Source organism: Flavobacterium sp. 90, assembly GCF_004339525.1.
GTDB lineage: Bacteria > Bacteroidota > Bacteroidia > Flavobacteriales > Flavobacteriaceae > Flavobacterium.
Genome location: NZ_SMGE01000001.1, coordinates 823,610 through 837,899, shown reverse-complemented (window position 1 = coordinate 837,899; position 14,290 = coordinate 823,610). Strand labels below are relative to the sequence as shown.

Sequence of the window (14,290 nt, the reverse complement as noted above, 5' to 3'; positions counted from 1 at the left end):
ATTTTGGTTATCCTATTTTATTTTAAATAAAGCCATCCGGATTTTTTAGCCGACCCGTTTCCGAGATCCAGAATGTAGAAATAAGTACCTTCAGGAAGTGTTTTGGCAGATCCGTCTGCTTTGCCGTCCCAAGTATTATCATATCCTTTTTTGTAATAGACCAAATTACCCCAGCGATTGAATATTTGGAGTTGATTATCTGGATACTGTGTAATACAATCTATATAGAAAGTCTCATTTTGTCCGTCGTCATTTGGTGAAAATTCATTGTAAATTTTCAAGCAGTTTGGCGATACGGTTGCACTATCCTGATTATTTGATGAATTGGTGTCAATTTGATCCATTTTGACAAGATGGGCTGTATTTACATAATCATTAAAATCTTGTACTTTGGCATTAATAGTTAAGGTTTGAGAACTTCCCGCATTTACTGAAGGTATTATCCAAACGCCAGTTGTACCGTTGTAAACTCCTGATGATGTGTTGAAACTGTTTAAAGAATATCCTTTTGGAAGAACATCCTGCACCTCAACATTTGTGGCAGTTAGGTTTCCAAGGTTTTCGACGGTGACGGTAAAAATTACTTCACTTCCCATAGGAACATCGGTTTTGTCTACTTCTTTATTTATAGCAATATCTGTTGAAGGTATATTTACGAATTCAGAATCTTCATCGTCTTCGCTTTGGTCACCATTATCATTATTTGGTTTACTGTCCGGATCAAATTGATTGCTGGCTGTTACCTGAGCGATATTCAGATAATCGTTACTATCTAGCCCATGCGGACTTGCAACGGTTGCTTGATATGTTAAGGTAATACCGCCAATAGGAACTGTTAAATCAACCCATTTAATAATGTTTTTGCTGAATATACCTCCATTGTTAATATTATTGATGTTATAATACCCTAAAGGAACCATGTCTTCTACAGCAACACCGGTAGCTGTACTTGGTCCTTCGTTGTTGATTTGTATGGTGTACGTTACGACTTCGTTTACATTTGCATTTTTATTACTGACTGTTTTGTCTAAACTTAAATCGGCAACAGCCACTTTAATTTGTAAACTGTCGTAATCGTCTTCTGTTGTAACTCCGTTATTTGGAGTTGAATCAGGATCAGGCAGATTACTTGCGATAATCTCAGTTGAATTAGTATATTCACCGGCAACTCCAGTTGGTGGATTTACTGTCGTATAGATATCTAAAGACTGATTGGTTCCGCTAGGAACAATTCCTGCATTCCAGACGCCTGTAACATAATTGTAAAGACCACTTGTAGGACTACTGGTGAAATAGGTAAATCCTGGTGGAAGTAAATCTTTAACAACCACACCACTAGCATCGCCAGGACCATCGTTGGTAACGGTAACGGTGAAAATAACTGTTGAGCCAACATCATGAAAATCGCTTTCATTTAAGGCTGTTTTACTGATAGATAAATCAGCCATTACAATTACCGGTGTTACAGAAATACTATCATAATCATCTTCTGTCGTAACGCCATTTCCAGGTGTGCTGTCAGGATCAAATTGATTAGAATTTATAACCTCGGCACTATTGAGATATTCATTTGCAGTTCCGGTTGGGCTTTTTACCAATGCATTTATTAATAGAGTATGGCTATTACCGGCTAAAATAACTCCTGGTGACCATAACCCTGTTGTTTTGTCATAGCTTCCTGATGTTGAACTAAAAAAGATATAATCATATCCTGATGGCAGAATGTCTCTAATGGTTACACCTGTTGCTGTGCTAGGTCCAGAATTGGTCACAGTAACGGAGAATGTAATTTGCGATCCTACGGCAGGAGTTAAATTATTATTGACTACCGTTTTCTCTATCGAAAGATCTGCAACAGCAGGAACGGGAGATAATCTTACAGAAGATATGTCATCTTCACCATCGACATTATTATTAGGAGTACTATCAGGATCAAATACGTTTGAAGCATAAACTTCGGCTATATTTTGATAGTTTCCAGTGTTATTGACTTTTACTGATATTAGTAAAGATTCTGAAGCACCATTTGCAATTGTTCCTACATCCCATATTCCGGTTGAGCCGAAATATTGTCCGGTTGTAGAACTATAAACAGCGTATTCATAGCCATCAGGTAGTACATCTTTAACTCTCACTCCGGTAGCAGCTTGCGGTCCGCTATTTTTAACTGTAATTTCAAAAGTAACCGTTGCACCAAATATTGGGCTTAAATTACCGCCTACTACTGCTTTTGCAAGGGATAAGTCGGCTACGGGCTGAGTTGGTGTAACTGTTGCTGTAGCATAATCGTCTTCTGTAGGGACTCCGTTATTTGGAGTTGAATTTGGATCCGGCAGACTACTGGCAGTAACCTCTGCAATATTCAGATAATTTCCTGTTGTATTAACAGTGGCGGTTAGTTGCAGCGTTTGAGAATCGCCATTTAGCAGAGAACCTATATTCCATTTTCCTGTAGTTGTATGATATGTTCCTTTAGTTGCAGTAAAATTATTAAAGGTATATCCTGAAGGTAATAAATCAGTTACTTCGACACCTGTAGCATTTTGGGGTCCGCTGTTGGTCGCAACAATCTCAAAAGTAACTAAAGAACCAACCAGAGGCGTTGGATTATTTACCATTTTTGTTAATGATAAATTTGCTACCTGATTTATTGGTACTGTAATTACAGAACCATAATCGTCTTCATTTACAGCGCCATTATTTGGTGTAGAATCCGGGTCAGGAAGAGCAGCAGCAGTAACTTCGGCAATATTCAAATAATCTCCCGTTGCATTTACAGTTGCGATAATTTGCAATGTTTCTGATTTTCCATTAACTAAATTACCAATATTCCAAATTCCTGTTATGGGATTGTAAGTTCCCGTAGAAATAGTAAAATTGTTGTACGTATATCCGTTAGGAAGTAAATCGGTTACCTGAACTCCGGTATTATTCTGTGGTCCATTATTGGTTACAACTATTTCAAAAGTAACTTGCGAACCTACTAATGGAGTTGCATTATTTACGGTTTTAGTTAATGATAAATCCGATGCCTGATTCGTTGGTGTAATCGTGGCTGTTGCATAATCATCTTCTGTAGTAACAGCATTATTTGGCGTAGAATCCGGATCAGGAAGAGCAGCGGCAGTAACCTCTGCAATATTCAAATAATTTCCTGTTGCATTTACAGTTGCGATAATTTGCAGTGTTTCTGATTTTCCATTAACTAAATTGCCAACATTCCATATTCCTGTAGTCGAATCATAAGTTCCCGTAGAAATAGTAAAATTGTTGTACGTATATCCGCTAGGAAGTAAATCTGTTACCTGAACTCCGGTATTATTCTGAGGTCCATTATTGGTAACTATTACTTCAAAAGTAACTTGTGAACCTACTAATGGAGTGGCATTATTTACAGTTTTAGTTAATGATAAATCCGATGCCTGATTCGTTGGCGTAATTGTAGCTGTTGCGTAATCGTCTTCTGTAGTAACAGCATTATTTGGCGTAGAATCCGGATCAGGAAGAGCAGCGGCAGTGATCTCGGCAATATTCAAATAATCTCCCGTTGCATTTACAGTTGCGATTAATTGCAGTGTTTCTGATTTTCCATTAATTAAATTACCAACGTTCCATATTCCTGTTGCAGGATTGTAAGTTCCCGTAGAAATAGTAAAATTGTCATAAGTATATCCGTTAGGAAGCAAATCTGTTACTTGTACTCCGGTATTATTCTGCGGTCCGTTGTTGGTTACTACAACTTCAAAAGTAACTTGCGAACCGACTAATGGAGTGGCATTATTTACTGTTTTAGTCAATGATAAATCCGATGCCTGATTCGTTGGCGTAATCGTGGCTGTTGCGTAATCGTCTTCTGTAGTAACAGCATTATTTGGCGTAGAATCCGGATCAGGAAGAGCAGCGGCAGTAATTTCAGCAATATTTAGATAATTTCCTGTTGTATTTACAGTTGCAATAATTTGCAGTGTTTCTGATTTTCCATTAACTAAATTGCCAACATTCCATATTCCTGTTGCAGGATTGTAAGTTCCTGTAGAAATAGTAAAATTGTTGTACGTATATCCGTCAGGAAGTAAATCGGTTACCTGAACTCCGGTATTATTCTGCGGTCCATTATTGGTTACAACTATTTCAAAAGTAACTTGCGAACCTACTAATGGAGTGGCATTATTTACTGTTTTAGTTAATGATAAATCCGATGATTGACTTACCGGAGTTATTGTAGCTGTTGCATAATCATCTTCTGTAGTAACAGCATTATTTGGAGTAGAATCCGGATCAGGAAGTGCGCTTGCTGTAACTTCGGCTATATTAGTATAATCTCCAGTAGCATTGACAATTGCTGTTATTTGTAAAGTATGCGAAGCTGAGATAGAAAGTAATCCAACATTCCAAAGACCTGTTACCGGATTATATGTTCCGCTTGTGGCGCTGTATGAAACATAAGTATATCCAGTTGGCAATAAATCGGTCACTGTAACACCACTTGTTGCTTGTGGACCTGCGTTATTTATTTCTAGACTGAAAGTGACTTGAGAACCAATTAACGGACTACTGTTGCTTACTGTTTTGGTAAGTGATAAATCTGCAGATGCTACTATAGGAGTTGTTGAAGCTTCGGCATAATCGTCTTCAGTTGTACTTCCGTTATTTGGAGTAGAATCCGGATCAGGAAGATCACTTGCGATAACTTCGGTGGTATTAGTGTAAATTCCTGTTGGATTTACAGTAGCAATAATTTGCAGTGTTTCAGAATCTCCGTTAGCTAGGTTTCCAAGAGTCCAAATTCCTATTACAGGATTATATGTTCCGGTAGAAATAGTAAATCCAGTAAAATTATAGCCGCTTGGTAATAGATCTTTTACCTGAACTCCTGTATTGTTTTGAGGTCCATTATTCGTTAACACGACTTCAAAAATAACTTGCGAACCTACAAGTGGTGTTGAATTGTTTACTGTTTTGGTTAATGATAAATCAGATGATTGACTTACCGGAGTTGTAGTAGCAGTGGCGTAATCATCTTCGGTCGTATCTCCATTATTTGGGGTAGAATCCGGATCTGGCTGACTACTTGCTGTAATTTCGGCTGCATTTACATAATCTCCTGCAGCATTTACTACAGCTGTGATTTGTAAAGTATGAGAGGCAAAAGCTGGTAGAATTCCAACATTCCATAATCTTGTAAAGGCATCATAACTTCCTGCTGTTGTATTGTATGAAACGTAGCTATATCCGGAAGGAAGTAAATCAGTGACTGTGACACCGTTTGCTTCCTGAGGACCGCCATTACTAACTTCCAAGCTGAAAGTTACTTGTGAACCTACTAGCGGAGTCAGATTATTAACCACTTTCGTAAGTGATAAATCAGCAGAAGTTGGGATAGGAGTAGTTAAGACTTCTGCGTAATCGTCTTCTGTTGTGTTTCCGTTATTTGGAGTTGAGTCCGGATCAAAAACAGTTGCCGCTGTAATTTCTGCAGTATTAAGATAGTTACCAGAAGCGTTTATCGTTGCAGTAATTTGTAGTGTTTCAAATTTTCCATTAACTAAATTTCCAACAATCCAGATTCCTGTTATTGGATCGTAAGCTCCGGTTGAAACAGTGAAACTGTTAAGCGTATACCCGGATGGCAATAAATCAGTAACCTGAACGCCTGTATTGTCTTGTGGACCACTATTGGTTACTATAACGGCAAAAGTAACGGGAGTTCCAACTATTGGTGTAGCGTTATTTACTGTTTTTGTTATGGACAGATCTGATGATTTTGGTATAGGAACTGTTGAAACCTCTGCATAATCATCTTCTGTTGTGCTTGCGTTATTTGGAGTTGAATCGGGATCAAAAACATTGGCTGCTGAAATTTCTGCACTATTTAGATAATTGCCGGAAGCGTTTACAGTTGCAGTAATTTGCAGTGTTTCAAATTTCCCATTAACTAAGTTTCCTACTGTCCATACTCCGTTAATTGGATTATAAGCTCCGGTTGAAACTGTAAAACTATTATAGGTATATCCTGACGGAAGTAAATCTGTAATTTGAACACCTGTATTGTCCTGTGGTCCGCTATTGGTTACGATAATAGCAAAAGTAACCTGAGTACCTACCACCGGAGTAGCATTGCTTACTGTTTTTGTAATAGATAAATCAGATGCTATTGGCACGGGAACTGTTAGAACTTCGGCATAATCATCTTCTGTAGTGATTCCGTTATTCGGAGTCGAATCAGGATCAGGAAGATCGCTCGCTGTCACCTCGGCTTTATTCAGATAATCTCCTGTGGCATTTACAGTTGCGGTAATTTGCAGTGTTTCAAATTTCCCATTAACTAAATTTCCTACCGTCCAAACTCCTGTCAATGGATTATATATTCCTGTTGATACCGTAAAACTATCATAAGTATATCCGGTAGGTAATAAATCTGTTACTTGTACGCCGGTATTATCCTGCGGTCCATTATTGGTAACTATTACTTCAAAAGTAACTTGTGAACCCACTAAAGGTGTTGGATTATTTACTGATTTAGTTAAAGATAAATCTGCAGAAGGCTGAATTGGTGTAATAACAGCATTGTCTTCATCATCTTCGCTTTGATCTCCATCGTCGTTATTTGGTGTTGAATCCGGATCAGGAAGATTACTTGCGGTTACTTGTGCAACATTTTTGTAAATACCTGTTGGAAGTACTTTTGCATCAATAATAAGAGATTCAGAAACTCCTTTATCAACCGTACCTACATTCCATAAACCTGTAATATCATTATAAATTCCTGCTGATGAACTGTAGTTAATGAATTCAAAACCAGATGGAAGTAAATCCGTTACCTGAACTCCATTAGCGTTATTTGGCCCGTCATTAGTAATTACAAGTTCAAAAGAAACCTGGCTTCCTACGACCGGACTTGTATTTCCTGCAACTACATTTTTAACCAAAGACAAATCAGCAGATGGCCCGATAAATGTAATTTCGGCAGTATCCTGATCATCTTCTGTTGGTACATTATTATTAGGTGCACTATCAGGATCCTTTAAATCACTTGCTGTAATCTGAGCAACATTTACATAACTTCCTAAAGGATTTACAAATGCGCTAAAGGTTAAATTTGTATTTGAATTGGTTGGAAAGTATAAATCATTCCATGAAAGTGTTGCGCTGGCTATTTCATACGAACCTCCATTTGATACTGATCCCGGAATTAAAGTATAACCAACGGGAATAACATCTTGCACATCCACTCCGGTGGCATTTCCAGGTCCTTTGTTTATTACATTAATGGTAAAATTAACTTGTTGTCCTGATGCGGCAGAAGTTGGAGTAACAGATTTGGTGAGTTCTAAATCGGCTAATTTTAGGGTAACATTGGCACTAGCCATATCATCTTCCGGAAGACCATTGCCCGGAGTACTGTCTGGATCTACTTGATGCGCCGTTTGTATTTCGGCAGTATTTATATAATTGGCAGCTGTAGCGACATTAACTTTTGCTGTAATCTGTAGCGAAAGAGAGTTTCCGTTGTTTAAGTTACCAACAGTCCAAATACCTGTTGCATTGTTATATTTACCAGCTCCATTATCGCTTACATAAGTGTATCCCGGCGGCAGATGATCAGAAACGGTAATTCCCGAAGCATTATTTGGTCCGCTGTTCGTTGCTCTAATCGTAAATATAACATTATCGTTGATGCTTACAGTTGATGGTGAAACGGTTTTTTGAAGGGATAAATCGGCAACATCCAATATAAAATCGGCATCGTCCTGATCGTCTTCTGATAAGATATTATTATTTGGAGTACTATCAGGATCAAATTGATCGGATGCAATGACTTCGGCCACATTTTGATACGAGCCGGTTGGCAGAATTACGGCTTTAAAAGTTAAGGTAATTCTGTTTCCATTAGGAATCGTTAAATTGTACCACGACATGGTATTATCACCAATATTGTATTGTCCGGAAAAATTTGCTGATCCGGGAAGTATAGTGTATCCGGACGGAATATAATCTCTGACTGCTACGCCAGTTGCATCTACGGTTCCGCCAAGAGAGTTATTATTAAAAACCTGAATGCTAAAAGTTACGGTATCACCCGCACTTCCTGTCATAGGAGAAATAGATTTAGTCAATTCAAGATCAGCTACAGATAATATAGTTAGAGTTACAGTATCTGAAGAAACAGCACAATTTCCATTGCTTACGGTCCATCGCAGAACATAAGTTCCTGCAATAGTACCTGTAACTGCTGTTCCAGGCAATGTTTCGTCAGCAAATCCTACGATACTTGGTCCCGAAACCTGAGTCCATTCTCCTGTTCCCACAGTTGGAGTGACTGCATTCATATTTACAGGTGAAAACTGTGGAATAATTTGATCTTGTCCAGCATTTGCAGTTGATGGTAAGTCATAAATGGTGACTATAACAGAATCTTCCGAAATACATCCGTTTAGATTTAATGTGGTAACAGTCCATAGAAACTCATAAGTTCCCGGAATTAAACCTAACATTAAAGAATTTTCACTATTTGGAGAAGCAATATTGGCAGGTGGTCCAGAAACCTTAGTCCAGGTTCCTATACCGGAAGTTACGGTCGTAGCAGCCATCGTAGCAGTATCTACATCACATAATTCCTGATCTGGTCCTGCATTTGCAATGGATGGTGGAGTGTCATTAAACGTTATCTCAACAGTATCTGAAGAAGGCTGACATAAAGATGGATTGGTAAATGGACCGTTTGTTACTGTCCATGTTAATCGATAAGTTCCTAAAGTTGTAATATTCGATAAAGTAGTTACAGGACTGTTAGGATTATTAATAACAACAGCGCCTCCTGATGGATCATCTCCCGGACTGGCAAAAGACCATGTTCCAATACCTACTGCAGGCGGAACAGCGTCAGTTTTATATGTTGTCTGACACGCCACAGTATCATCCGGACCTGCATTTGCAGTACTTGGAGCCGCATTCATTTCAATTCTTACAATGTCTGATAAGGATCTGCAGGCGGTACTTTCAAATACCCATTCCAGAATATAAAGTCCCGGTACGGTTAAGCCTGTAACTGTGGTTAATGGGGCAGTAGGTGTCGTAATTACAGCAACACTTCCCGGCGGCTGATCGACAAAACGCCATTCTGCAACGGAAACATCTGGTGGCGGAACATTTCCTGTTAAGGTAGCAGTTCCTCCAACATCAGAAATACATAAAATTTGATCAGCCCCTGCATTCGGATCAATACTGGCACCGCTGAAAACATCAATATTTACAGAATCTGATGATCCTGTACAAATGCTTCCATCAGGATTTGTCACAGTATTGGTTGTGTAGGTAAAAACATAAGTATTTCCCGGAACAACGGTTGCATTTGCAATATAATTGTCGGGTGGAGATTGTGTAATAAAAACATCATTTACATTTCCTGACGTGCTGGTCAGCGTCCACGTTCCTTTAGAATTTGCATTTCCCACGAGCTGAATACTACTTACATCACAATAAGACTGATCGCTTCCGGCATTTGCAGAAGGCGTAACTACTACCACCATATCATCCTGAGTTCCCTGACACAAAAAGACACTTTTTGCACTAATTGTCCATCTAAAAGTATATGTACCCGCCACAAGTCCATTGATTACTGTATTTGGACTGGATGGATTCACAATATTAGGCTGATTTGGTGCTCCGGTTAAAACAGACCATTGACCACTTTCAAAAAAACTGTCATATGTACTTCCTGCCATTGTAACACTGGTACTATTACAAATATTTTGATCCGGTCCTGCATTTGCAATAACTGGCGGAATTCCAATAGTTAAATTAATGTCATCAAAAGCAGTACCGCAGACTTCGGCATCTATTGTCCATCTAAAAATATAATATCCGCTGTAAGCAAATGTAAAAACCGCATTAGGATTATGTTCGTCACTTATTGTGTAGCCACCAACTCCTGAAATTCTTGTCCAGGTACCAATTCCGCCACTGCTTGCTGTTGCTGCCATAGTTATGACATTACCGCATAGTTCCTGATCAGGTCCTGCATTTGCTGTTGGAGGAGTATTAGCAATAGTAACCTTGACAGAATTCTTATTTGGGTCACATAGTCTCGTTGCTGTTTCAATAGCCCATGTAAAAGTATAAGTGCCATTTGACGGAACATTAACTAATGTATTGGGATCGTTTATATCGGCAATAATAACGCCTGTTGCAGGAGTAACTGACCAAATACCAGTTTCAAAAATGCCCGGCGTATTTCCGCTTAAGTTGAAAGAACTTGTCCCGGAAGGATAACAAGCATCCGGACCCGCATCAGAGGTTGAAGCAGCATTACTATTATTTGTTAAAATGGTTACAGTATCAGAAATAGAGGCACTACAGGACGGACCCGGATGAAGGTAGGAAATCGTCCATTGTAACTGATACGAAGAAGAATTAGTGGCAAAACCAGTAACTGTCGCGTTTGGGTCATTGAGATTCGAAAAAATTAGAGTATTAGGACCGGAGGTTTGACTCCATTCACCAATTTCACCAGTTAGAGGAGGTGTCGCCGCGAGAGTAACTTGTGCGTTTGTACAAACAATCTGATTTGGTCCGGCATCAGTAACTCCTAAAGTACTTGCAGATACGTAAATAGTAACTGTAGATACAGAAAATCCACATTTCGCACCACCGCCTTTCGTAATATATTCAAAAACATAAGTTCCCGGTATTAATCCTGTTACTTGTGTGTCAACGGCAAAAGTATCTGCAATAACAGCTTCGTTAGGTCCGCTTAGCTGACTCCAAAAGTGTAAACCTACATCAGTCATAACTCCGGACAAAAGTGTACTTGTGTCTCCGCAAGGCAAACTTACATCTGAACCCGCATTTGAAGGAGTTGGTTCACCCGAGACCAGAATATTCAGAGAGTCAAAGCCATAATCACAACCAATAGGAAGCGATCCGTCCTGTTTTCTTATAAATTCAACAATATAATCGCCAGGAGCTGTAAGTGTTAATGTCAAAGAATTTCCAATGTCTTTTAATGGAGTAGGAAAAGGACCTAACGGAGAAGCACTCGGACCAGCCACAATACTATATTGATTGTAACCAGTTCCTGTTACCGTAAGCGGAATTGTAAATACGGTTGCATTACAGCTTCCTACTAAATCATCTCCATTATTAGCAGTTATTGTTCTGGTTGCACTATTGTATTGAATGTTATAATCTTTAGTAAAAACACAGCCAGTATTACTGTTTGTTAACGTATATCTAAACTTATACGGATCTCCTGAATCTGATATATTAGTAATTAATGTAGTAGGATTTGTTGGTGAAACAATTATTGCTCCAGGATCTCCTGTTATCTGCGTCCATTGAACTGTTTCTCCTGCGTATAATGGCGTTTGAGCAACAAGTGTTACCTGAGTGATGCTGCTATCGCAAAAGAAAAGATTTTCGTCGCCGCCCGGTAGCGTAGTAACATCTTGTGTTGCTGCAGGAACTACAATGGTTACAAGATCATTACCTGAGGCACAAGGTCCCGTAACAGTCCATCTAAAAGTATAAGTACCTTGAACAAGATTAGAAATTTGTGTGTCGTTTGAATTTGGACTGCCAATAGTTGGCGTATTTGGACCACTAACAAATGTCCATTGACCATTTTGTCCGTTAAGACCACAACCACCATAAGTTCCTGTAAGATTTGTGGTTTGAGTAGTAGTATAACAATTGCTTAAGGTTTGGTCAGGTCCTGCCGAAACCGGTTTGACTCCTCCATAATTGGTTACAGTAATCTGCGATGTAGTTCTGCATCTCTGTCCTGCTGAATATTCAGGACCTTCTATAACCCATTGTAGTGTAGTTGTACCACAACTTGTCTGTGGTAAAGTTATAGTTGAAGTAGGCAAATTTGGAAAATTAATTACAACTCCGGCATTATTAGCACCCACTATTTCCCAATAAGCCGTTTCTCCGGTATTTTGTGGCGTATTTGCCATAATTGTTAAAGTCCCTGAACTATTTGGGCAACTTGCAATATTACTTCCAGCATTCGCAATTGTAATAGGCTGTACGTTTACCACTTTATCCTGATAGGTAAAAACACCGTCTCCACAAGTTGCACTATATCTAAAAATATAAGTGTTTCCTCCTGAATAACCGGAAATTGTGGTTGTAGGGTTATTAGGAGAATTGATTACTACTGTTGGTCCTGATATCTGAGTCCATAAAACATTTCCAATAATTGGAGATGGATTATTTCCTGTTAGAACTAAAGCATCCGTTTCACAGATAGTGACATTTAGAATACCGGCATTTACAGAACAATTTTGTCCAAACGTATTTATAGAATAAAAAGATATTATAAATAGGGAATAAAATATTTTTTTAAAATAATTCTTAATTTGTATAGATCGTTCCATAGGCTTACAGGATTGCTTTGTGAGTTCTAACAATTTAATTATGTGTGCTTTAATTGGTAAGTCATTTATAAGTAGAGATAAACAATAGAATTTTTACAAGATTAAATGTTTAAATATCTCTGTGTTATATATGAAATTTTGCAATATCTTTTATATCAAAAAAAATTATGATTTTAAATCAGCTATAACTACGCGATGAATGCTAATGCTAACCGATAAATAGAATTTATTCAGTAAACACTTGAAAAGATTGTGATTATTTGCTTAAGGGAATTTTAAAATTAGAAAAAAAAAGAACTGACCTTTTAAATTGTAAGAAAGAAATGGTTGCAAATTATAACTTGCAACATTGTTTTAATAATTCTTTTAAAGATTTTATGACTTTAATTTTCTCAACTTATATTGAATTTTAGTTTAATTATGAGGAAGTAATTCTCTATTCGTACACATCATAAAGTTGGTTTTTCAATTCGAAATTAAAAGCACTTGTTATAAAAATGTTCAGATTTTTGTATACATATCCACAAGCAAATAAGAATGAACTAAAAGCGTATAAAAGAAAAACACCTGTAAAAAATCTTTTACAGGTGTTTAATTAAATTGTATTGTCTAAATAATTTGTTTTTAATTTTTCCTCTTAGAATTTTTGAGAATCAACATCATTTACAAATTGAATTACGCCATTCATAAAAACCTTTTGATCGTCCCACATTGCCAGATGACTTCCGTTTGGACAATATAAATATCTTCCTTTTTGAACCAATTTGCTTTGCTCTTCCATCGCTTTTGGATCCATTGTATCGTATTTGGCTCCAATCATTAAAGTTGGAATTGTAAGTTCGTGTAAGCGATTTTTAATATCCCATTTAGCCAAACGCCCGCTAATTCCAAATTCACTGGGACCTTGCATTAAAGTATAGATTTCTCCATTGACATGTTTGCTGGCACGATTTAATCCATCAGGCCATTCATTTAAACGGCATAAATGTTTTTTGTAGAAATTAGGAATAAGCAATTCCATATAACGAGGATTGCTAAAATCTTTTTTAGCTTCTAATGCTCTGATTTCAGCCAGAACTTCAGGTTTCATTTGTTTTGCCAGAACTTCATCAGCATATTTTCCATATTCCGGTGCGCTGGCAACCATATTTGCAACCAATAACCCTTTTAAATTTTGCTGATATTTTAAAGCATATTCCATTGCAAGTATTCCGCCCCAGGAATTTCCTAATACATAAAAATTGTCTTTATCTGCTCCAATAGCTTTACGTACTTGTTCTACCTCTTCAACAAATCGTTCTGTTGTCCATAGTGAACTGTCTTTTGGCTGATCGCTGTAGTAAGATCCCAGTTGGTCATATTCGTAGAATTCGTAACCTTCACGCTGAAAAAAGGTTTCAAAACATTCCATATATTCATGTGTCATTGCTGGTCCGCCATGCAACAATAGTATTTTTATTTTTGGATTATTTCCAAATCGTTTCGTCCACACTTTAAATTCTCCGACAGGTGTTTTTATGGGAATCATTTTTACACCAGCTGATTCTACTTCATTATTTTGATTGTATGAAAAATAATATTTAAGAGATGTTGATTTCGTTTCATTTTTACAAGAAACCGTTAGTAGAATTATACTTAAGAAGAGAATTGCGCGCATATTTTTAGAGTTTGATAATTGGTTGGAATTTCTTTTGAGACTAAAAATACAAATTTCTTTTATAAGTAGTATTTGTAACGAACGAAGCTTTTTTTCTTAGCTCGGCTGAGGTTATTGTGTGGATGATTTTTTCATTGCAATCTTAATAACTTTAGTCAAGTGCATTTGATAGAAAAGCTTAATATGTTATTTATATAACTTTTAGTGGATAGTTGTTTCTAATAATAAAGAATATATTCGCAAACTTCTA

2 protein-coding genes are annotated in these 14,290 nt (G+C 37.5%); both read right to left on the bottom strand.

The annotated features are described in order from the left end of the window. Positions 1–17 precede the first annotated feature (17 nt). On the bottom strand, positions 18–12,383 hold the full coding sequence (locus C8C83_RS03305) for a gliding motility-associated C-terminal domain-containing protein (protein WP_132011659.1): 12,366 nt from the start codon (positions 12,381–12,383) through the stop codon (positions 18–20). Between the two features lie 637 nt (positions 12,384–13,020). Then, complete coding sequence (locus C8C83_RS03300) at positions 13,021–14,040, bottom strand: proline-specific peptidase family protein (RefSeq protein WP_121326431.1); 1,020 nt, start codon at positions 14,038–14,040, stop codon at positions 13,021–13,023. Positions 14,041–14,290: the final 250 nt, after the last annotated feature.

Excerpts from the sequence above, each read along its gene's own strand:
- C8C83_RS03305 (WP_132011659.1), bottom strand. The coding sequence starts at position 12,383 with ATGGAACGATCTATACAAATTAAGAATTATTTTAAAAAAATATTTTAT.
- C8C83_RS03300 (WP_121326431.1), bottom strand. The coding sequence starts at position 14,040 with ATGCGCGCAATTCTCTTCTTAAGTATAATTCTACTAACGGTTTCTTGT.